The organism is Bacillus sp. FSL W8-0116 (genome assembly GCF_038003825.1).
GTDB lineage: Bacteria > Bacillota > Bacilli > Bacillales > DSM-4216 > Bacillus_O > Bacillus_O smithii.
Window position 1 is genome coordinate 98157 of the sequence record NZ_JBBOPY010000001.1, and the last position, 21940, is coordinate 120096.

The 21940-nt window shown below is 37.9% G+C and carries 18 protein-coding genes, 1 pseudogene and 1 riboswitch; of the genes and pseudogenes, 15 read left to right on the plus strand and 4 right to left on the minus strand.

Translation table 11 applies throughout. The features are described 5' to 3' along the window. Window positions 1-7 precede the first annotated feature (7 nt). The 3 genes from N1I86_RS00420 to N1I86_RS00430 all read left to right on the plus strand — a co-directional run bounded on the left by N1I86_RS00420 (window position 8) and on the right by N1I86_RS00430 (window position 4414). Complete coding sequence (locus tag N1I86_RS00420; RefSeq protein WP_328188666.1) at window positions 8-721, plus strand: hypothetical protein; 714 nt, start codon at window positions 8-10, stop codon at window positions 719-721. A 47-nt stretch (window positions 722-768) separates the two neighbouring features. Then, window positions 769-3954: a helicase-related protein gene (locus N1I86_RS00425; protein ID WP_341094378.1), complete on the plus strand. Its 3186-nt coding sequence runs from the start codon at window positions 769-771 to the stop codon at window positions 3952-3954. 310 nt (window positions 3955-4264) lie between these two features. After that, entirely contained in the window at window positions 4265-4414 is a 150-nt protein-coding gene (locus tag N1I86_RS00430) for a hypothetical protein (RefSeq protein ID WP_328112699.1), read from the plus strand. Window positions 4415-4686: 272 nt separating this feature from the next. On the opposite strand, the gene N1I86_RS00435 is transcribed toward N1I86_RS00430, so the two are convergent. Continuing rightward, entirely contained in the window at window positions 4687-5856 is a 1170-nt protein-coding gene (locus tag N1I86_RS00435; protein WP_341094381.1) for an IS256 family transposase, read from the minus strand. Window positions 5857-6109: 253 nt separating this feature from the next. Here N1I86_RS00435 and N1I86_RS00440 point away from each other — a divergent pair, with 253 nt between their 5' ends. Next, window positions 6110-6511, plus strand: a complete 402-nt coding sequence (locus N1I86_RS00440) for a nucleotide pyrophosphohydrolase (RefSeq protein ID WP_328188182.1) — start codon at window positions 6110-6112, stop codon at window positions 6509-6511. A gap of 89 nt (window positions 6512-6600) precedes the next feature. Here the strand turns inward: N1I86_RS00440 and N1I86_RS00445 are convergent. Then, window positions 6601-7962 (minus strand): annotated as a pseudogene (locus N1I86_RS00445) (IS4 family transposase). A 382-nt stretch (window positions 7963-8344) separates the two neighbouring features. Between N1I86_RS00445 and N1I86_RS00450 the strand changes: the two are divergent. The 3 genes from N1I86_RS00450 (at window position 8345) to thiC (ending at window position 12406) form a co-directional block, all read left to right on the plus strand. Beyond that, on the plus strand, window positions 8345-8656 hold the full coding sequence (locus tag N1I86_RS00450) for an ArsR/SmtB family transcription factor (RefSeq protein ID WP_270584671.1): 312 nt from the start codon (window positions 8345-8347) through the stop codon (window positions 8654-8656). 83 nt (window positions 8657-8739) lie between these two features. Beyond that, on the plus strand, window positions 8740-9774 hold the full coding sequence (locus tag N1I86_RS00455; RefSeq protein ID WP_327798288.1) for an LLM class flavin-dependent oxidoreductase: 1035 nt from the start codon (window positions 8740-8742) through the stop codon (window positions 9772-9774). Window positions 9775-10382: 608 nt separating this feature from the next. Beyond that, a riboswitch (TPP riboswitch) is annotated at window positions 10383-10497 on the plus strand. A 130-nt stretch (window positions 10498-10627) separates the two neighbouring features. Then, window positions 10628-12406, plus strand: a complete 1779-nt coding sequence (gene thiC / locus N1I86_RS00460; protein ID WP_341094387.1) for a phosphomethylpyrimidine synthase ThiC — start codon at window positions 10628-10630, stop codon at window positions 12404-12406. A gap of 103 nt (window positions 12407-12509) precedes the next feature. On the opposite strand, the gene N1I86_RS00465 is transcribed toward thiC, so the two are convergent. Then, a complete protein-coding gene (locus N1I86_RS00465) occupies window positions 12510-12698 on the minus strand; it encodes a small acid-soluble spore protein H (protein WP_270584668.1) in 189 nt (62 codons plus the stop codon). Window positions 12699-13068: 370 nt separating this feature from the next. Between N1I86_RS00465 and N1I86_RS00470 the strand changes: the two genes are divergently transcribed. The 3 genes from N1I86_RS00470 (at window position 13069) to N1I86_RS00480 (ending at window position 16712) form a co-directional block, all read left to right on the plus strand. Beyond that, window positions 13069-14232 carry an RNA-guided endonuclease InsQ/TnpB family protein gene (locus tag N1I86_RS00470; RefSeq protein ID WP_341094389.1) on the plus strand — a complete coding sequence of 388 codons (1164 nt, stop codon included), beginning with the start codon at window positions 13069-13071 and terminating at the stop codon, window positions 14230-14232. 633 nt (window positions 14233-14865) lie between these two features. Further along, window positions 14866-15255, plus strand: coding sequence for an IDEAL domain-containing protein (locus N1I86_RS00475; RefSeq protein ID WP_341094391.1), 390 nt, complete (start codon window positions 14866-14868; stop codon window positions 15253-15255). A gap of 320 nt (window positions 15256-15575) precedes the next feature. Beyond that, window positions 15576-16712, plus strand: coding sequence for an NADH-dependent flavin oxidoreductase (locus N1I86_RS00480; protein ID WP_341094393.1), 1137 nt, complete (start codon window positions 15576-15578; stop codon window positions 16710-16712). Between the two features lie 212 nt (window positions 16713-16924). Here the strand turns inward: N1I86_RS00480 and lexA are convergent, their stop codons facing one another. Then, complete coding sequence (gene lexA, locus N1I86_RS00485) at window positions 16925-17545, minus strand: transcriptional repressor LexA (protein ID WP_003352960.1); 621 nt, start codon at window positions 17543-17545, stop codon at window positions 16925-16927. 155 nt (window positions 17546-17700) lie between these two features. Between lexA and yneA the strand changes: the two genes are divergently transcribed. From yneA to sirA, 5 genes are all read left to right on the plus strand, one after another. After that, window positions 17701-18015, plus strand: a complete 315-nt coding sequence (yneA, locus tag N1I86_RS00490; RefSeq protein ID WP_003352959.1) for a cell division suppressor protein YneA — start codon at window positions 17701-17703, stop codon at window positions 18013-18015. A gap of 15 nt (window positions 18016-18030) precedes the next feature. Continuing rightward, window positions 18031-18696 (plus strand): YneB family resolvase-like protein, encoded by a 666-nt coding sequence (locus tag N1I86_RS00495; protein WP_040340893.1) that lies wholly within the window; start codon window positions 18031-18033, stop codon window positions 18694-18696. Window positions 18697-18770: 74 nt separating this feature from the next. Further along, a complete protein-coding gene (locus N1I86_RS00500) occupies window positions 18771-19004 on the plus strand; it encodes a DUF896 domain-containing protein (RefSeq protein ID WP_003352957.1) in 234 nt (77 codons plus the stop codon). 212 nt (window positions 19005-19216) lie between these two features. Next, window positions 19217-21223, plus strand: coding sequence for a transketolase (gene tkt, locus N1I86_RS00505; protein WP_341094394.1), 2007 nt, complete (start codon window positions 19217-19219; stop codon window positions 21221-21223). 241 nt (window positions 21224-21464) lie between these two features. Continuing rightward, the gene (gene sirA / locus N1I86_RS00510) at window positions 21465-21902 is read left to right on the plus strand and encodes a sporulation inhibitor of replication protein SirA (RefSeq protein WP_341094396.1); all 438 of its coding nucleotides are present in this window, start codon (window positions 21465-21467) and stop codon (window positions 21900-21902) included. The last annotated feature ends 38 nt before the right edge of the window (window positions 21903-21940 follow it).

Below are 21940 nucleotides of genomic sequence, written 5' to 3' on the forward strand. Positions count from 1 at the left end.
GATTGTCATGACAAAACCTGTAGGGTTTGATCAAAAACTGTTATTACATCAACTAGATTATGCAGCGATACAATCCAAACAGTATCAACGTAGTGAAATGTATGATGTTTTAGATGGTTATATGCGGAACGATATTAAAGGAGCAAAGTCACGGAAAAATGCTATAACCATGCTTATGAAAATATGGTATTTATTAGATGATGAGTTATTACCTATTAAAGATGAAATTTTAAAGGAATTTCATCAATTTACGGAAGATGAGAGATTATTTGTTCATTGGGGATTAACTTGTGTTGCATATCCATTTTTCCGTGATATTGCTAATGAATTTGGACGTCACTTTCAATTACAAGAAGAAGTTTCTAGCAAAACGATATTAAAAAGAATTAAAGATTTATATGGCGATAAACGGCGAGTCGAAGTTGGAACAAGTGCCGTTTTAACAACGATGAAGTCATGGGGAGTAATTGTTCCAACTGAAAAAACATTTTACAAAGAAAATGACAAAATACAGATTACCAATTCCCTTTTGCAAACATTTTTAATTAAAGTCTTATTAAAATCTCTAGGAAATAAGGCGTTATATATTGATTTAGTTGAAAATCATCCGTTATTTTTCCCGTTCCAATACAATTTAAATTTATTTGAGCTAAGAGAAAGGGAAGAGTTTTCTTTTTATTATGAGGGATTGAATAATTTAGTTGTTGAGAAAGCGGAGTAAAACCTTATTCGTTTGGATAAGGTTTTTTCCTTATGGAGGTTGTGCTCGTGTTGATAAGTGGTGAAGTCGTTACAAGTTCGTATTTTCCAGAGCCCGTTGAAATCAAAAAATGTGAACCTTATGAAAACTATTATTTTCTGGAAGCGGTAGGAAAAGAGACAAATCATTATTATGAACTTATGGTTGAAAAGGATAAATTAGAATATTTTCAAAAGATAAAGAAAGAACATGTTTTAAATGTTGAGGATGTACAAAAGTATATTCAATACGTCCTTCTACAAAACGAGTTAAAGTATTCAGAATCGAGAGCACTAGGAAACAGGCAAATACTTCCGTTACCACATCAGATTGAAGCTGTGTATAGTCGGATGCTTCAATCACCTCATGTACGCTTTCTACTGGCGGATGACCCTGGTGCTGGAAAAACCATTATGTCTGGTATGTTAATTAAGGAATTATTGCTCCGAATGGATGTTGACCGTGTACTCATTCTTGTTCCACCTCTCGTGCTGAAACAATGGCAAACGGAGCTTTCAGAAAAATTCAGTTTAGATTTTCAAATAATCAATCGCCAAACGTTAAATGAATATGGAAATAAAAATCCGTTTGTTGAAAAAAAGCTTATTTTAGCATCAATGTATTGGGTTGCTCGTGAAGATGTACAACCATTAATTAAAGAAGCTCAATTTGATTTAATAATAGTGGATGAAGCACATAAAATGGCTGCATATTCCTATGGTACAAAAAAGAAAAAAGTGCATCGTACCAAATTGTATCAACTTGGGGAAGCGATCTTACATAAGGCAAGACATGCGTTATTGCTTACTGCAACACCCCACAAAGGAGATTCTGAAAATTTTCGTCTATTATTAAAATTATTAGATGAAGATGTATTTGCAAGTAGTTCACTGAATGAAAGTTTAAAAGAAAAAGCAAATCCTTTTATGATTCGACGATTAAAGGAGAATATGATTAATTTTGACGGAACACCCATTTTTCCTAAACGGACGTCTATTACTGTAGGTTTTGATTTAACTGAAGGAGAATTAGAACTATATGAATCCGTCACTCAATATGTAAAGGAATATTTTAATAAAGCGATGGATAAAGGTAGTCAAAGTACAGCGTTTGCGATGATGTTATTGCAAAAACGACTCAGTTCATCCATCGAAGCTATCTATCTATCTTTAAAACGAAGATATGCGCGATTAGTAAAATTATACAAACAGACCGAAAAAGAGAGACAAAAGTTTCTTCGACAAATAAAAAGACTTGAAGTAAATCATATAGAAGAGGAGTCACTGGAGGAACAAGAAAAAATTGAAAAGCAACTTGAACAGTCTGTTGCGGATCTTGATTTAAAAGAATTGAAGCGTGAAATCTTAGTCTTACAAGGTTTAATTAAAAAGGCAGAACATATACGTTTATATACTGTTGAGAAAAAGTACCAAGAACTTGAGGAAACGTTATTCGGTTTGAATGGCATTTTGAAGAAAAATGAAAAGATTATTATCTTCACTGAATTTGTAGATACATTAAATTATTTAGAAGAAAAGTTATTAAATCGTGTGCCGAAAGTCGCCAAAATAATAGGTAGTTTATCGATGGATGAACGAAGAAAACAAGTCGAATTGTTTCGAAACGAATGCCAAATCATGCTGGCTACTGATGCAGGTGGTGAGTCTATCAACCTTCAGTTTTGTAATCAAATGATAAACTTTGATATTCCTTGGAATCCGAATAGATTGGAACAAAGAATGGGACGAATTCACCGGATTGGACAAAAAAATGAAGTATTTGTATTTAATCTCGTTGCGAAAAATACTAGGGAAGGTCATGTTTTAATTCGCCTCCTAAATAAGATGGAACAAATGCAGGAGGATTTAGGTTCGGATGCTGTTTATAACTTTGTTGGTGATGTTCTAGAAGATGAATATGATAGCCTTGCCGATCTGATGCAGCAGGCTATTATGGAAAGAGAAAATCTTGATGATTTAATTGATAAAATGGATCAAACATTGACCGATGAACATCAAAAGTTAATTCAAATAGTTAAAGAAGAAAGTATGCAAGGTGAAGAGATTGATTTATCATCATTACGAAGAAAGAAAAACTCTATCGTATTAGAAAGAATTCCAGTTAGAGCCTATGCCGATTTTACGAATTATATTTTACAAAAGCGAAGGGTGCGAGTGTCAAAATCACAAAATAATCGAGTTATGCGTATTGAGAGTTTACCTAGGTTTATTCGAGAAGAATTACCTGAGCAAGAAGAAAAGAACAGTTTAGGGCGTTATCGGTATACGAATTCTGTGAAAATGGAGAATGAGGAAACTCCACTTTTTACTGAGAATCATCCACTTTTTCCAGTTGCTTTATCTTTAATGAAAAATGAATTCGAAGGTCAAAATTGGGAACATTACGTTGTTTCGGCCCGAATCCCTGAACAACTATACGTAGAGATATATGCCATAACAATTATAGATGGAACTGGAAAAATTCTAGAAAATCGTTATATTCATATGGCCAAAAGAGAAAATGGTGATTTAATAGAGCTTGACCATAATTGGATTTTCTTAAATGAATTTGGCCACGGTCAATTTGAAGTGAAAAAGAAAAAAGAGAGTCAATTGTTTAATCATGTTGTTGTACAAGCTGTTCAATTGCGGGATGATGTTTCAAGAAAAAGAACTAAACAATTAAACAAATTACAGTCATTTATTGAAAAATCATTTAGCCAACAATACAGGGAAACATTTGAAAAGCTAAAAACATATCAAGAAGAAAATATAGATAATCGAAATAGCGCATTAATTAACCAAATGAATGCAAAACTTAATGACTTGGATATGAAACGCCAAAACCGGATTCTAGGAATTGAACGGGAGAAAAATATTGCGATGATTCCACCTAAAAAAGTCATTTCCCTTGATGTTTTACCTCAAGGAAAAACAAAACGCGTGTTGGCTTCAGATTATTATGAAGCAGTTCTGGAATATGAAAAAGCAAACGGCCGATTAAATGTGAAACAACATCAAAACTTAGGATTGGTCGACTTTTCAAGCGAACGGTTTAATGGAGAAGAGCGGTTTATAATACTTGTCAATGACTTGAATGCTACTTTTTCAGATGAAGAGCTGGAGGATTTAGAGGATATAAAAGATAAGGTTTATGTTTATTTGGTAGAACAGAAGAATATAAAAACTGAAGTAAAGCTAAGTTCAGTAAATTAAAGAGAAGAAAGTCAGTCTCGTGATATCGACTGACTTTTTTGATATGATTTTTTAAAATTTTAAAGAAAGTTAATGTGGTTAAATTTTATATTATCATCATATTGAGCGTTATATTCTAAATCAGCGAGGATAAGTTATTAAAGCTTTAATAGAAATTAATATTAATAGATATATGTAGCAGAACAAAATATTGGGTACCGTCAAGAATTTTGTGTAAGAGAGTATTCTCAGATACGTTTTTTTAATCTTGGAGGAGGTGTTTAGTTGTCTTATATGAGACTGAATATTCAGTCTCATATAAGAGATATAAATGGCAGTGAAACATATACCAACTGGAATTGTTCATAAAGGAACTAAAGGTGGTACAACTGGTTGTGGTTTTGATACGAATGAGAAATCAAGCCATTGGGTAAATACAAGTTCCAAAATTACTTGTGATAAAAACGGTTGTAAAAATTAATGAAATTATTTTGAAAAAGAAGGGACGTTATTAGTTATATAAAAATTCTAATAACGTCCCTAATATTTTTTTCGAGAAATTATATATGAGTATGAATAGGTAATCTTATATTGGGTACCGTCAAGAATTTTGTGTAATGTAAATGGGGTAGGGTTTCTCTGAAATGGATTTGAATTGATAGGGGACTGATTTTCTCCACACAAGAGACTGAATATTCAGTCTCTTGTGTGGAAAGGGAGAATCCCCTTATTTTGTTTATTTACAATATTTGGTTAACAATAACGTTCTTCAAACATTCGTTGAAGAGCTTCATGCGCTTCGGCAAATCCTCGTAACTTTCTTCCTGCCCATTTCTCGTTAAAATCTTGAATCGTCAAATACACGATTTTTTCAGCGGCTTCTAAACTACTCAAACTGTTCATCGGTCTTAGACGTTTACGAATCTCTTTGATCGTTCGTTCAATGGCATTGGTCGTGTAAATCACACTTCGAATACTGCTTGGATAATCCATAAATGTAAGGAGGACATCCAACTCATTGGCCCAAGATTGAACTTCTCTTGGATATTTGCTGGACCATTTCGACTCAAACTGTTGAAACATTTGTAACGCCATCTCCTTATTCGGCGCACGATAAATCAGCTTGAGATCCTCGGCCACTTCGAATTGGTCTTTTTTCCGAACACGATTTAGGGTGTTGCGGACTTTGTGAACGACACAGCGCTGCACATCGGCTTTCGGATAAACAGCCTTAAAGGCTTCCTCTAGCCCCGGAAGGCCATCAAATACGCCCAGAAGCACTTCCTGTACGCCTCTTTGGTAGAGGTGTTGAAGAATTTCCTGCCATACATAGGCGCTTTCTTGTCCTCCCACAAAGAAATCAAGAATTTCGCGATATCCTTCTTCGTTCACCCCTAACACCACATAAACCACTTCTTTCTCCACGGTATCGCGACGAAGTTTTACATACAAGCCGTCTAAATATAAGACAGAATAACGTTTGTGCAGGGGACGTTTGTGCCATTTCTCAATGTCTTCTTTCACGATATCGGTCATACGACTGATCGTTGAAGGAGAATAGGCCTTGCCTAAAATTCGTTCAATAAACTTGCCAATTTCACGCGTACTCATACCACTTTGATACATCTTGATGATGGCTTCCTCGAGCCAGCCCGTATGGCGTTGGTAAGGAGCGAACAATTGGGTTTGAAATTCTCCGTTTCGGTCTCTAGGGACCAAAAGACCTTCAATCCGGCCATATTGCGTATCTAGATTTCGTTGATAGTAGCCGTTTCTCATATTCGATGTTCCGGCCTGCTCTATTTCGAGGAAATTCTTGATTTCTTCCCGCATGATCAGTTCTAATTTTTCCTTTACAAACTGACGAATGACACTTTCCAGTTGATTTGCCCAGTCGACATTCGGTATACTTCTTTTAGACATAGGTAGGGTTCTCCTTTCTCTGGAATGTTTTTCGTCCAATCAGAGAATACCCTACCTTTTTTCTTTTGTTCTAGCAAAATGCTTTACACAAACTTTTATACATCATCTTATATTGGATATAAGGATGAATTTGTTAAATTATAAAAGAATAAGGAGCATATACAAATTTTTATTTAGTAATTGTAAATATTATATTTTGACCAGACTTCGGATTAAAGTGATTTAAAATAAAGAGAAAAAGGAAGTGTATACCATGAAACATGTAGATAGGTTTAACCTAGTTGAAAGACAAGAAGATAATGGAAATCGTTTTGAAGAATCAACCTTTGATACGTTGATTAATGAAATAATACAATTCCGTGATGAACGAAATTGGAAGCAATTTCACAATCCTAAGGATTTAGCAATATCTCTTTCGTTGGAAGCGAGTGAGTTATTAGAAAACTTTCAGTGGAAAACGAGTGATGATGCGGTGAAAGAAAATCTCGTAAATATAAAAGATGAAATCGCTGATGTCGCAATTTACACAATGTTACTATCACATGAATTAGGAATCAACTTAGAACAAGCCATTAAAGAAAAAATTCAAAAAAACAAACAAAAGTATCCAGTAGATAAAGCATTTGGATCGAGGAAGAAATATACTGAGTTTTAAAATAATATCGCTCACGTTTATCAGAGACTTAATATTGATACATATTTGATATATGATAAAATTTATTTATAGGTATTTTTCTTAATTACTCAACTTTCGCACACAGAAATATTTAAGCATTGCTTGATATAATTAGGTATAGTGGCCAACCATTTATTCATTTGATTTTTAAAGATGTCCATGTTCAAAGAAACCTCGGCTTCCGCCAAAGTTTGGAAAAGGTCAATAAGTGATTGAAGGGCAGTAATAAAATCTATGTCTTTTACATCTTCGCAAAGGATGTAAAAAAGGTTGCCAATCGTCTTAGGATCCTCCTCTTTTCGCATTTGCCAAGCAATGAGAATATATCGTGTAAAAACAATGGTTGTATGGCTAATTAACATGTCGTAGGAACGTCCCTGGAATTCTTTCTCTAAATTTAAAAGGGATTTATTGCATTTGAAGAAGACTTCAATGTCCCAACGCATGCCGTAAATACGAATGATCTCTTCATTTTCTAATGTTGTATCTGTGCTGAGAATGGCAAGCCATTCGCTCCGTTTATTACGGTTTCGTACAAATAGAATTTTTACTGGAATTCCATTGTCTAAAGTAGCATAAACGGATCCGCGAATGTCTTTTTTACCCATGTGAGGTTTTGCCAATTTGTAAAGTTGATTCAGTGTGAAACGTTCACCATTGTAAACGTATCGCTGCTTTAATTGCTTCACCAAGCCAATGACAAATAACCCTTTGTTCGTAATCTTCTCAATTAAAGGCGCTTGTGTAAACCAGGAATCCATGAGAACATAGTCAGCTATAATCCCTTTTTCAAGCGCATGATCAAGTAAAGCTGAAGCCACGTCCGGTTTTGATTTCAGAGCTTCCTGGCGACGCTTATAGCCAGATGTTCGTTTATCAATATTGGTATTGTTTTCTTGCAGGCGATTTTCCTTTTTCGGTGAACTTAGAAGAGCAAAATCAACGGGAATAAAAGTAAAACGATCGGTCCAGCCAAGGGTAAGCATTTGAAACCCTTTCAAGTACTGATGGGTAGAGTGATCAAAAACCTTAGCCAACAGTTCAACCGACTTACTACGGTTTCTTGAAAAGACAGAATCATCAATCACAAAAGCTGTGACACGATCTTTTGAAGTTAATGGTTGAAGCAGACGGATCATTTCACTGCTTCATGAAAGCAGAAACTTTCTCCAATGATAGGTTGGTGTATTTAAAAAGCGATAGACTGTATCCTTTCCGGGCAGATCCTGAGATCGTTTACTCATAAAAGCACGAAACCAGTTCTTATATTGGAAGACTAAAAGAAAAATCAGTTTGAAAACAGTAAGACAAGAATACCCGGAAAGTTTCGTAATATTCGCTTTTCTTAAATGATATCCAATATTTAATTCGGAAAATCCTTGTTTAATTTCTTTTGGTAATTGCGCAAAGTAGTCTTTATTCGTTATCATAGTGGTGACACCTTTCTTTTGGATTTGGTTTCGTCACCAATATTTTACCAAAAGAATAGGTGTCTTTCTTTATGTTTTAAAAAATGTCAAATGATAATTTTGTACTTCCCAAAACCATTTACATCAAGCATTTAAACAAGATTTTGGACTGCGAAAGCTGAGTAAATACTTAAAAAAGGATGCCATTTTATTTTTCAGTCAAAAGAAATCCAAAATGGAGTACGAATGATATTTTCATTCGCTTTCCTTTTGTATTAGTCCAATATACATAGCGTTCCATTTCCGTTGATTTTTGTAAGGGGTGTGTGTTCGAAAGTTTTCCGTTAAAAAAGATGATAAGCAGGTGATTTGATATCTCGAAAAATATGGTTATAATAAAACTATGGATACCATGATGATGTTAAAAGCTCTTTCCAATGAAACAAGATATAATATTTTAAAATGGTTAAAACATCCTGAACAACATTTTGGCCCTCATTTGCATGTACCGAATCATGACGATTTTAAAGGGGGAGTTTGTGTAGGAGATATACAAGAAAAGGCTGGCTTGGCTCAATCTGTCGTTTCAAATTATTTGTTGATGATGCAGAAAGCAGGGCTTTTGGAGTCAAAGCGGATTGGAAAATGGACGTATTACCGACGCAATGAAAAAATGATTCGGGAATTTATTGAACAATTGGATAAGGACTTATAGGCAAAAAAAATTTTGCCTATATCATTATAATTAGTATATCTAAATATATAGATATATAGAATTTTTATGAGAGGAAAACTGGTATGGATATGAAAACGAACAAAAAAAGATTGCATGACATTGAAATTTCTGTTTTGGACTTAGCTCCGGTACTATCGGGGAAAACACCAGCTGATTCTTTTCGGAATAGTTTAGATCTTGCTCAACATGTGGAACAATGGGGATTTAAGCGTTATTGGCTGGCAGAACATCATAATATGGAAGGGATTGCAAGTTCCGCTACTTCTGTCTTAATCGGGTACATTGCGGGGGGTACATCTACAATTAGAGTAGGATCTGGCGGAGTCATGTTGCCAAATCACGCTCCTCTTGTCGTTGCTGAGCAATTTGGCACATTAGAGTCTTTGTATCCCGGACGAATTGATTTAGGATTAGGACGCGCACCCGGAACAGATCAAATGACGGCGATGGCGTTAAGACGTCATTTAAAAGGATCTGATTCGGAGTTTCCAAAAAATGTACAGGAATTACTCCATTATTTTTCGTCTAAAAGTAATCGCAAATCTTATGTTCGGGCGATTCCTGGCGAAGGCTTAAATGTTCCTATTTGGTTGCTTGGTTCAAGTACTTACAGCGCTCAGCTTGCGGCTTTGCTCGGTTTGCCTTTTGCTTTCGCGAGTCATTTCGCTCCAACGCATATTTTCGACGCTCTCAAGATATATCGAGATCGATTTCAACCATCTGAAAATCTAAAAGAACCGTATGCGTTAGCATGTGTGAACGTGATCGCTGCAGACACGGATGAAGAAGCGAAACGTCTAGCCACCTCTTTATATCAATTCTTCTTAGGTGTGACACGCGGGACTTCCAAGCCTTTGCAACCGCCTGTTGAAAGTATGGATGGAATGTGGAATGAATTTGAAAAAGAAGCCGTCCGCCATCAAGTGTATTATACTTTTGTTGGATCGAAAAAGACGGTAAAAGAAGAACTCCAAGAATTTTTAGATAAAACACAAGTGGATGAATTAATGGTGGTATCTCACATATATGATCATTCAGCACGACTGCGTTCCTATGAGATTTTATCTGAAATATGGAACGAAAAAACAGAAGATTAAACCATAACCAACTTTTCAGTTTCTAGTAAGTTCCATTATACTCTCGTAGCTTTGAAACCTGCTTACAATAAAGATGGAACCATTTAGTTGTATTACTTTTTTAATTTGAAGAGACTGTTTTGAAAATATGATGGTTGAAATGAGGGATAAGACATTAAGAGCCCTTCAAACATAAAGAAGGGCTCTTTCCATACCTTTTTTTGTTAGGAAATTTTAGTTCACTTTAAATTTAAAAACCAAACTTGTTAATTGAACAGACATGTCTGATAAATGATCGGCATCTTCTTGGACGCTCAAAATATTTTGAGTGTGGTTTTGAGAGAATTTCGCAATTTTACTTATATGGTACTGACATTTTTTTGTCATGAAAATTATAACAATCAAAGGAAAATATTACTATATATAATCAAATCTTTACATTTTCTTACCAAAATGGGATCCATTTAAGAATGATCCAGTCTAAAAGGCCTATTTTTTAACGCGAAATGGAGTAGGATAAAAGTCTAAATCTTGTTGTATTTTCAATCTCGAATGAAACGAAAAAAATTTCAAATTATTCTTTGCAAATTTTGTAGTTTCGTATATATTCTTTTTGAAAGTGAATATGGAATTCAAACTAGGGGTGTCCAATGAGTTGGGCTGAGAAAGAAACACAATGAAGTTTCTTAACCCTCAGGACCTGATCTGGTTCATACCAGCGTGGGGAAGTTAGTATTTTAAGATGAAAACCTATTTTTGCGGTTGCTTCATACTAACATTTCCCGGGTCTGTCATAAAGGCCCGGGTTTTTCATGCTGTGGGTGGACTCTAGATTTTGTCCTTTTTAAACTATTAAAAAGGAGCGAATTGTCTAATGGTCAACCATTCAAGCAACGATGCGATTTCTATTATGTCCGGCTTTCCGGGAAGCAAAAAAGTCTATGTGGAAGGGTCTAGGCCCGATATTCGAGTGCCTATGCGCGAAATTGCATTAAGCCCAACGAGCGGATCGTTTGGCAAAGAAGAAAATCGCCCAGTGCGTGTTTACGACACCAGCGGGCCCTATACAGATCCAAATGTGTCGATTGATATTCGCAAAGGATTGCCGCCATTACGTCGGAAATGGGTTTTGGAACGTAATGATGTGGAAGAATATGAAGGCCGTCAAGTGAAACCGGAAGATAACGGTTATCAAAAAAAGGACCCGAGAGCCGAACAATTTGTTTTTCCGGGATTAAAACGAAAACCTTTACGTGCCAAAAAAGGAAAAAATGTGACTCAATTGCATTATGCCCGCAATGGGATCATTACTCCGGAAATGGAGTTTATCGCTATAAGAGAAAATGTCAGCCCTGAGTTTGTACGAGAAGAAGTGGCCAAGGGGCGTGCCATTATACCGGCTAACATTAATCATCCAGAAAGCGAACCCATGATCATCGGAAGAAATTTTCATGTGAAAATTAATGCGAATATTGGGAATTCAGCTGTTACGTCTTCCATTGATGAAGAAGTGGAAAAAATGACTTGGGCTACTCGTTGGGGAGCGGATACATTGATGGATCTTTCCACCGGGAAAAATATTCACTCCACTCGTGAATGGATTATTCGAAACTGTCCGGTTCCTGTCGGGACGGTGCCGATTTATCAAGCTTTGGAAAAAGTAAATGGGGTCGCGGAAGATTTAAGCTGGGAGGTGTTCCGCGATACGTTAATTGAACAGGCGGAACAAGGAGTGGATTATTTTACAATTCATGCCGGCGTTCTGCTGCGCTACATACCGTTAACAACAAAGCGTGTAACAGGTATTGTGTCTCGAGGCGGCTCCATCATGGCTCAATGGTGCCTTGCTCATCATGAAGAAAACTTCTTATATACTCATTTTGAAGAAATTTGTGAGATCATGAAATCGTATGATGTTTCGTTTTCGTTGGGAGACGGGCTTCGTCCGGGATCCATTGCCGATGCTAATGATGAAGCACAGTTTGCGGAACTGGAAACATTAGGAGAACTTACAAAAATCGCTTGGAAGCATGATGTTCAAGTGATGATTGAAGGACCGGGGCATATCCCTATGCACAAAATCAAAGAAAATGTGGATAAACAAATGGAAATTTGCCATGAAGCGCCATTCTATACATTAGGACCTTTAACGACGGATATAGCACCGGGCTATGATCATATTACATCAGCGATCGGCGCAGCCATGATTGGTTGGTACGGAACAGCCATGCTCTGTTACGTAACACCAAAGGAGCATTTAGGTTTGCCAAATAAAGACGATGTAAGAGAAGGCGTCATCGCTTACAAGATCGCCGCGCATGCAGCGGATTTAGCAAAAGGACATCCAGGGGCTCAAGAACGGGACGATGCTCTTTCGAAAGCGCGGTTTGAATTTCGTTGGCGGGATCAATTTCATCTTTCTCTCGATCCGGAAAGAGCCATGGAATACCATGATGAAACTTTGCCAGCGGAAGGCGCGAAAACAGCCCATTTTTGTTCTATGTGCGGTCCGAAATTCTGCAGCATGAGAATTTCTCATGACATACGTGAAATGGCGCAAGGACAAAACCTTGAGTTGAAAACTGTGATTGATAAAGGGTTGAAAGAAAAAGCAGATGAATTTAGAAAAACCGGCGGCGAAATTTACCGGTAATTCCTTTACTGTTCATCTTATATCCCCCTCCATTATAGGAGGGGGATAATTTTAAAAACAGGAATTTAAATAGAAACTAAGCGTTTTAAATAGCTTTATCAACCTAATGGTTTTCATGTTCTGTTAATTCGGATAAAGGCACTGTTTGTTCATGTTCCGGTTGATCGAGGGGATAGATTCTGGCCTTTTCGTTTTGTTCATCTACCTGTTGGATATAGACAGGCGTTCCTTCGTATGTCACATTTGCCATAACGGGGGATGCAGCAATTTCTTTAGCCCTCTGAATATTCATATATTAAATCTCCTTTTCATTCATGGATAATCTTATTATTGAAACAATGATGGGTCCATATACAATCAAGAACCTTCCATAAAGAATAAGATTCAATAGGAACATTTTTCTTTTTTGATTAGATCCATAACTGTTCTTTTTAAACCGCAAAAAGCTAACATATAATGTGGAAGTTCTGATTCTTTTTTGCACAGAAAATGGATGAAAAACGCCAAATGGATGGATTCGTCAGTTCTCGGCTCAAAGGATACCATTTTTAACAAGAATAGCGAGAAGTCCCCTTCCTCTTTAGGTGGGGGATGAATCGCTATTTTATTTTCTCTTCTATCCTACTATAATAACAAAAACATAAAAAAAGGTGAATCTCACCATGTATCGAGGACAGAGGGTGTATTTTTCCGCTTCGAACGGCACCATCCAACAACTGATGGAATGTAATCGCATTTCCGCTCAAATTTGGAATGATTGTCTCACCGAAGCCCGAAATTACTACCTTACTCATCAAAAATGGATTGGCAAATCTCAGTTGCAAAAACGCTTAAAAGGGAAATACCATCTGCATAGTCAAAGTATCCAAGCTGTGGCTCACAAATATCTTTTTGCCAGAGACAGCACTATCCAGAAAGGTATCAAAACCGCTAAGTATCCCTATAAACAAAAGAAATACTTCAATACGAAGTGGGTAGACAAAGCCTTCACCATTTCTGATAATGGGAAAATAACTTTGTCGTTAGGTACACATGGCGGTAAACGCATTCCACCGCTGGTGGTCTATGCCAAAAACTTGCCGAAAGGAACCATTAAAGAAATCGAATTGTGTTATGACCATGGTTTATACCTTTCGGTATCGTATGACGATGTGCAAGAAACTCTTCCTTATACGCCTCAACACTCCGCAGGAGTCGATATGGGCGAAATTCATACCATCGCTTCGTTTTGCGACAATGGGGAAAGTGTTCTTCTGTCAGATCGGAAACTTCGCAGTATCCACCGTCTTCGCAACAAGAAACTTCGAGAATTGCAAAAACTTCAGAGCCAATGCAAAAAAGGCTCTCGGAGGTGGAAGAAATACCAACGGGCGAAGCGGTATATCCTTTCGAAAAGTGAACGACAGTTGCGAGATGCCTTTCACAAAACCACCAAAGCGTTTGTAGATTGGTGCATCCAACAAAGCGTTTCGGATGTGTATGTCGGCAATCCCGAAGGGGTACAGAGACACACGAAAAAGAAAAGACGGAAAAACGTCAATCAGAAACTCTCCAACTGGAGCTTTGGCAAAGTAAAGCAATATCTGGAATACAAATGCCAAAGCAAAGGTATCAAGGTAACGTTTGTGAATGAAGCGTACAGCAGTCAAACATGTCCTGTTTGCCAACGAAAAAAGAAAGTGCGCACCCGAATGTATCATTGCCATTGTGGATACACTTCTCATCGGGATATTCATGGAGCAAAGAATATCTTGAGCCAAGCGTTACACGGTTCCTTTGAACCTTGGGGACAGGAGAAGATTCCAACGTATCTACGACCCGCATAAACGGGGAGTAGTAGATGGTGCGACCCCACCCACCGCAAGGTGTAGCTTCTTTTAGAACGTGGAAGATTCCCATCTTTCGAAGAAGAGAAACGCCGAAAGGTGTTTCGTGGAAGTTTCTATGTTTGGCAGAGAAGAAACCCCCATTTCTATAAGTGGCGGGAGGTTCATTAGATCATCAGATTCTAAAAGTTTTACGAAGTTCAATTGTTTGACATCCATCACTGTATCCATTAGAATTGCAGTAATCTTCTTAATGAGGATCGATTTAGTAGGTTTCAGGCGACAATCTCTGTCGTTACTTTGACGGTAATAGGACTGTTGGTTGAACACCTACAAGCAAGTGATGGTTTTTGTGAAAATGATTTTACAGAGAAGTTGCTTATGAAAATGGAGTTGTTTTAAAGAAATAAGCATTGGTTATGGTATACTATGAATGAGCCCCTAAGAAGAAAACAGACTTGTTCAGACAAGATAGCGAATGATTCTAAACTTGACAAAAATTAAACAATATCCGTGATATTGATTTAATTTTTTCTTTTTTCATCATACTGTAAATTTTATTGTTACAGATTTTTCGCCTAGAACGATGAAAATAAAAGGCATTTCTTGAACAAAAAAGAGGAGGGGATCTGAATGGCCAGCAATTTCAGATTGGAAATAGGAGATTGGGTAAAAGGGAAGACCCGTAATGGAGAATTGCTACAAGGTTATATAGATATGACGGATCCTTTGAGGGGGGTGGTCAAAGTAACCGTTGTAAAGTCCGACAATGAAAAATTGGTCGGAAAAACGATCGGAATGTTGGAAAAAAACGTTGAAAAATTAGCTCTCTCCGATACGATGAGCGAAGAGGAAATTCTCTATTTAATCGATTTGGCTCTTTTGACAAAAGATGAAGAATGGTTCATGGAATTGTCTGCGAAACTGTCAACATTAAAAAGCGACAATCAAAAATCGGATATGATAAATTCCGTTTGTCCAAAGGATAGAAACGGACTGAAGAGAACTGATTCAAGAGGCTGACAATAGAAGAACAATTCGGGTATGGAACGACTGAATGAAGGACGCTCATATAAGAAATAATATGGTGATATGAAAGACTACAATTGAATGATCATGTAGAAATGCCAATAATCAGATTTTATCGACCTTGAATTGAGATCGTCTTGTGTGAAGCTATCCAAGCAGGTGCTGAATTTCAACCAATTTAGTTCAATTGCTCATGATAAAAAAATCATAATGATTGGAATTTATGATAAAGGAAACAGCTAGCGGTAGTTGAGTTGTTTCCTTTCAATCATTTTACAATCTTAGTTTAGTAGATGATTGGAGGAACAGTATAGATGAATTCTAAATATACACCATTATTCGAACCCTTTACTTTTTCGAACGGAATAAAGTTGGATAATCGAATTGTAATGGCGCCCATGACCAATTTCTCTTCGAATCCGGATGGAACTGTTTCGGATCAGGAAGTGGAATATTATGTTCGCCGTTCAAAAGGTGTGGGTATGGTTATAACGGCTTGTACATACGTGACAGCGAATGGGAAAGGATTTCCTGGCCAATTCGCCGGAAATAGCAACGACATGATTCCAAGCTTGCGAAGATTGGCGACGGCAATTAAAGAAACTGGAGCAAAAGCCGTTTTGCAAATTTTCCATGGCGGTCGCTTATGTCCTCCGGAGCTCGTTCCGAATGGGGACGTTGTAAGTGCGAGCGCTGTCCCGGCAGAACGAGGTGCGGCGCCTGCTGGACAGCCCGTACCTAGAGAGTTGTCGGATGCTGAAATCGAATCAATTATCCGAGATTTTGGAGAAACGACTCGACGGGCAATTGAGTCTGGATTTGATGGTGTGGAAATACACGGAGCCAATGGCTACCTTATTCAACAATTTTTCTCACCGCATTCCAATCGTCGCGAGGACCGCTGGGGAGGAAGCTTAGAAAAACGCCTTGCGTTTCCGCTTGCAGTTGTGGATGAAGTAAAAAGAATCGTCCAAACGTATGCAAAAGATCCTTTCATAGTTGGATATCGCTTTTCGCCAGAAGAACCTGAAACACCTGGAATCACGATGGCAGACACCTTGAAATTAGTGGATGCGTTGGCTGATAAACATTTGGATTATCTTCACGTTTCGCTTACAGATTTCTGGTCGACACCGAGACGCGGGGTTGAGGACAAGCGGCCGAGAATAGAACTGATCAAAGAACAAGCAGGAGATCGGGTGCCCGTCATCGGTGTAGGTTCAATCTACACAGCTGATGATGCGTTAAAGGCTCTGCAAACAGGCATACCGCTGATTGCTTTGGGTAGAAGCCTGATTATAGAACCAGATTGGGTAGAGAAAGTAAAACAAGGCAGAGAAAGCGAGATTGCCACAAAGTTAAACAAAAATGATCAGAAACGCTTGGTGATTCCTGATCCACTTTGGCAAGCAATCATCTCGACACCAGGATGGTTTCCAGGCATTGAATAAACGTTTACGATGAACCAAGAATAACGGAGTTCGGAAATAAAGAAGAAGCTGGCCCCAAAAATTGGGGACCAGCTTTATTTATTAAATGTAGAAAGAAAAAAGCGTTCATCTTCAGGCGATGAGCGCTTTTTTCCGTAATGCGTCATAACGTATTGCAACTGTACATATATAAGAAAGTAAGACAAGCTTTTTCCGTTTATGGTATACATCCATTAATGAATTTCTCTGTAAATTCCAATCACTTTTCCAAGAATTTTCACATCACGCAAAATGATTGGTTCCATTGATGAGTTTTCAGGCTGAAGCCTTATGTAATCTTTTTCTTTAAAAAATCTTTTGACAGTGGCTTCATTTTCGTCTGTCATAGCGACAACAATTTCCCCATTTAGTGCGGATTGCTGTTGGCGGACGATGACGTAGTCTCCATCAAGGATTCCAGCTTCAATCATGCTGTCACCCATTACTTCCAGCATAAATATCTGTTCATCGCTGGGTGCCAGCCTCTCTGGAAGAGGAAAATATTCTTCAATATTTTCAATGGCCGTAATGGGAATCCCGGCTGTTACTTTCCCAACAATTGGTACATTGATCACATTTTGGCGCGGAATGATATCATCTTCGGCGTCGAGTATTTCAATCGCTCTAGGCTTTGTAGGGTCTCTTCTAATCAACCCTTTTTTCTCAAGACGCGCCAAATGGCCATGGACAGTCGAACTGGAAGCTAGCCCTACTGCTTCGCCAATTTCACGCACAGATGGTGGATATCCTTTCGTTTTCACTTCGTTCTTAATAAAATCAAGGATTTCTTGTTGCCTCTTTGATAACTTAGTCATTTTAAGGCAGCCCCCCGTATCTCTTTCTGTTAAAGGTATTATAGCATGCCAAGAGTTGGAATACAAACATAAGTTCGAAAAAAGAGTTGACTCAAACAAATGTTCGTATTACAATCTTTCGTAAAAGAACAAACATTCGTTCGGAGGTAATTTTTATGATAAAATGGGTGTGGAAAAACTACCGTTTCGCCATCATTTTAGTAATTGTTTCCGTTCTGTCCGGTTTATTTATCATCGGTCAAATGACAAAGGAGCCAAATTATCAGAAAATCGTAGTGCATGAAGGAGATTCGTTATGGTCGATCGCCATGAAATATGGGGACCATCACAACATGGATTATAATGAATTTGTCAAATGGGTGGAACAGAAGAATCATCTTGCCAGCCCTGTCATTAAGCCAGGTGATAAAATTATTATTCCGGTTACAGCCGTGAATAAAAAACATCAAGTTGCTTATAAAGAGGAGTGATGAAACACGAAGGCCATCATCTATTGCCGAGTGAGCACGACAAAAGAAACTCAGGAAACATCATTGGAAAGGCAAGAAGAGGAACTTCGACGGCTCGCTTCAGAGTTTGGATTTGAACTGGCAGCTGTTATTCGTGACCAAGCAAGCGGTTATGATTTGGATCGTCCCGGCGTGCTGGAGATGTTAGATATGTTAAAAGACAAAAAAGCTGGCGCAGTATTGATTCAAGATGAAACTAGAATTGGAAGAGGCAATGCCAAAATTGCTCTTTTGCATTGCATTTATAAAGAAGGGGCTAAAGTTTTTAGCATATCTGACAAAGGAGAACTGCAGCTTTCAGAGTCGGATTCGATGGTTCTTAAAATCGTAAGCATGGTGGAAGAATATCAGCGAAAAATACATAATCTAAAAATCAAAAGAGGAATGATAAGAGCAGTTGAAAAGGGATATCGGCCTGAAAAGAATTTAAAAGGATCCGGAAATCCTTTAGGCAGAGAACGCAAAACACTCCCAATAGAAGAAATCATTCGATTGCGCAACAACGATCTTACATTTGCGGAAATTGCAGCTACATTAAGAGGATTCGGCTACGATGTCTCCAAAGCAACCGTCCATCGCCGCTACCAAGAATATATGGACAGACAGAAGAATGAATCGAAACAGTTGAATGAACAAGACTGAATTCTTGTTTTTTTGTTCTATTTCTAGTATGATTTCCATTAAAATAGGGATATCAAATGAAAAGGAGCAACGGTATGCTTTCAAGTGATAAGATTGCTAGAATCAATGAACTGGCAAAAAAATCTAAAACAGTTGGATTAACTCAAGAAGAAGCGAAAGAGCAATCTCGTTTGCGCGCTGAATATTTAACTGCATTTCGTTCTTCTATGAAAGAAACCATTGAAAAGGTCCGGGTTTTCGATTCAACTGGTCAAGAAGTCACACCAAAGAAATTAAGAAATATCCAAATGAGGAAAAAGCTTCATTGACAACCAATTATTGCTTCCCTTAACATCATGTTGATGGGAAGCTTTTTTCGTTTCAATCGAATGGCAACTTTTAAGTATTCAAATTGGGAAATTCAATCAGGTAGTTTGAAAATCTGAGTAATTTTTCACAAACCATATCATTTTGTTGTATAATTGCTCACAGACATATAATATAAAATATGTAAGAAAATGAATTGGAAAGGGTGCTAGTCATGTTTGACCATACAGACCAGCTTGCAATTACGACAATTCGAACATTGTCGATTGATGCAATTGAAAAAGCAAAATCCGGACATCCAGGTATGCCAATGGGAACAGCTCCGATGGCCTATGCCCTCTGGACCCGTTTTATGAATCATAATCCGAAGAACCCAGATTGGTTTAATCGAGACCGATTTGTTCTTTCCGCCGGACATGGATCGATGCTTCTTTATAGTTTGCTTCATCTTTCCGGTTACGGAGTGACAATGGATGATATTAAAAACTTCCGTCAATGGGGAAGCAAAACTCCTGGACATCCGGAATATGGCCATACTCCAGGTGTTGAAGCTACAACCGGACCACTCGGACAAGGAATCGCCATGGCAGTCGGAATGGCAATGGCTGAGCGTCATTTAGCATCAGTTTATAATAAAGAAAACTATCCAATTGTCGACCATTATACATACGCAATTTGCGGTGACGGTGACTTAATGGAAGGGGTTTCTGCAGAAGCTGCTTCTTTAGCTGGTCATCTAAAACTTGGTCGTTTAATCGTGCTGTATGACTCCAATGACATTTCGTTGGACGGTGAATTGAACAAAGCGTTTTCAGAAAGTGTAGAACAACGCTTTAAAGCATATGGATGGCAATATCTTCGTGTAGAAGACGGCAATAATTTAGAAGAAATTGCCAAAGCCATTAAAGAAGCCCGAAACGATGAAACGCGTCCAACAATCATCGAAGTCAAAACAGTAATCGGTTATGGATCTCCTAATAAAGCAGGTACATCGTCTGTTCATGGCTCACCTCTTGGAGCAGATGAATTAAAGAAAACGAAAGAAGCATACAAATGGACTTTTGAAGAAGACTTCTATGTTCCGGATGAAGTTTATGAACGTTTCCATCAATTAACGGTTGAAAAAGGAAGCGAAAAAGAAAAAGAATGGCTGAACCTTTTTGCACAATATAAAAAGGATTACCCAGAATTAGGAAAACAATTGGAACAAGCTATTAACGGAGACCTGCCTGAAGATTGGGATGCAGAAATACCGGTTTATGAAGAAGGAAAAAGCATCGCTAGCAGATCATCTTCTGGAGAAGTGCTGAATGCGATCGCAAAACGCGTTCCAACTTTTATCGGCGGATCTGCTGATTTAGCTGGTTCTAACAAAACGACCATTAAAGAAGAAAAAGATTTTGGACCAAATTCTTATGATGGCCGTAACATTTGGTTCGGTGTTCGCGAATTTGCAATGGGTGCCGCTATGAATGGAATGGCCCTACATGGTGGAGTAAAAGTATTTGGTGGTACATTCTTCGTATTCTCCGATTATTTGCGTCCGGCTATTCGTTTGGCCGCTCTAATGGGACTGCCTGTTACTTATGTGCTTACCCATGACAGCATCGCTGTTGGTGAAGATGGCCCAACGCATGAACCGGTTGAACAGCTGGCGTCTTTACGGGCAATGCCTAATTTATCGGTTATCCGTCCTGCAGATGCTAATGAAACCGCAGCTGCGTGGAGAATGGCGCTTACTTCAAAAGATAAACCAACTGCATTAGTATTATCGCGTCAAAATTTACCGACGTTAAAAGGAACCGCAGAAACAGCTCAAGAAGGAGTAGAAAAGGGAGGATATGTCGTTTCTCCTTCTAATAAAGAAACTCCAGATGCCCTCTTGTTAGCGTCCGGTTCTGAAGTCCATCTAGCAGTTGAAGCCCAAAAACAGCTTTTGGAAGATGGAATTGACGTTTCCGTTGTCAGCTTGCCTTCTTGGGATCGTTTTGAAAAACAATCAGATGAATACAAAGAATCAGTCATTCCGTCAGCCGTTAAAAAACGGCTTGCGATCGAAATGGCTTCCTCTTTCGGCTGGGAACGATATGTTGGAGACGAAGGAGAAATTTTGGCAATTGACCGTTTTGGAGCATCAGCCCCAGGAGAAATTGTAATGAAAGAGTACGGTTTTACGGCAGAAAATGTGGTAAATCGCGTAAAACAGTTATTAAATAAATAAGCTTGTTTAAGCTGCTGGCATTAAGCTGGCAGCTTTTTTATGCTGTTTTTGTAAAAAGCTGGTGTGACTGTTTCGTAGATAAAACAACGTTGGTTTTCGTGAGCCGTTTTGGAAATAAACAGGAAGCGACAAAAAAAGAAAATCCTTTTACGAGAATTCTACAGGACATGCCGCTCCATTTTGTTATAATGAGCCATAACCAACTAAAACGGATCAAAATTGGACAAACGGGGGGATGGGTTTGCGCTTCTATCATATTTATTGGATAAAAGATGAATTTGCCTTTTATTTTTATGGACGGGAAAAAGTATTTTACCACTTGTTTTATGATTGGATGCATTCAAATGGAGAATATAAGGGAATATTAGATTTGCAAGTTCAATATATTACGGAAGAACTTCCCGTCATGCAATTGTATCGGTTGATTCGCCAAAATCTTTCACGGCAAAAAGGATTTACCGTCGAAGGCAACACGTATCGGATAGAATCTACAGAAAAGAATGGGAGTACACTTGAAATTCAATCGACCAAAATGCTTTTAAAGGCCTCCGGCAGCTATGATTCAGAAATGTTATTTTTTGAATCTTTGAAAAATTTTAATGGTCGGTTGCTTGCTTTAGATTTTAATAATGGGCGCTTTGGATGGGTGAAGCCATTAAAAGAAAGAAAATATGTTTAAAAAAGAAAAAGTGAAAGAAAATATTGTATAATCGGGTA

Bases quoted from the DNA above. Each gene is read 5' to 3' on its own strand.
- N1I86_RS00420 (WP_328188666.1), top strand. From the start codon at position 8: ATGACAAAACCTGTAGGGTTTGATCAAAAACTGTTATTACATCAACTA.
- N1I86_RS00430 (WP_328112699.1), top strand. From the start codon at position 4,265: ATGGCAGTGAAACATATACCAACTGGAATTGTTCATAAAGGAACTAAA.
- N1I86_RS00435 (WP_341094381.1), bottom strand. From the start codon at position 5,856: ATGTCTAAAAGAAGTATACCGAATGTCGACTGGGCAAATCAACTGGAA.
- N1I86_RS00440 (WP_328188182.1), top strand. From the start codon at position 6,110: ATGAAACATGTAGATAGGTTTAACCTAGTTGAAAGACAAGAAGATAAT.
- N1I86_RS00450 (WP_270584671.1), top strand. From the start codon at position 8,345: ATGGATACCATGATGATGTTAAAAGCTCTTTCCAATGAAACAAGATAT.
- N1I86_RS00455 (WP_327798288.1), top strand. From the start codon at position 8,740: ATGGATATGAAAACGAACAAAAAAAGATTGCATGACATTGAAATTTCT.
- thiC (WP_341094387.1), top strand. From the start codon at position 10,628: ATGGTCAACCATTCAAGCAACGATGCGATTTCTATTATGTCCGGCTTT.
- N1I86_RS00465 (WP_270584668.1), bottom strand. From the start codon at position 12,698: ATGAATATTCAGAGGGCTAAAGAAATTGCTGCATCCCCCGTTATGGCA.
- N1I86_RS00470 (WP_341094389.1), top strand. From the start codon at position 13,069: ATGTATCGAGGACAGAGGGTGTATTTTTCCGCTTCGAACGGCACCATC.
- N1I86_RS00475 (WP_341094391.1), top strand. From the start codon at position 14,866: ATGGCCAGCAATTTCAGATTGGAAATAGGAGATTGGGTAAAAGGGAAG.
- N1I86_RS00480 (WP_341094393.1), top strand. From the start codon at position 15,576: ATGAATTCTAAATATACACCATTATTCGAACCCTTTACTTTTTCGAAC.
- lexA (WP_003352960.1), bottom strand. From the start codon at position 17,545: ATGACTAAGTTATCAAAGAGGCAACAAGAAATCCTTGATTTTATTAAG.
- yneA (WP_003352959.1), top strand. From the start codon at position 17,701: ATGATAAAATGGGTGTGGAAAAACTACCGTTTCGCCATCATTTTAGTA.
- N1I86_RS00500 (WP_003352957.1), top strand. From the start codon at position 18,771: ATGCTTTCAAGTGATAAGATTGCTAGAATCAATGAACTGGCAAAAAAA.
- tkt (WP_341094394.1), top strand. From the start codon at position 19,217: ATGTTTGACCATACAGACCAGCTTGCAATTACGACAATTCGAACATTG.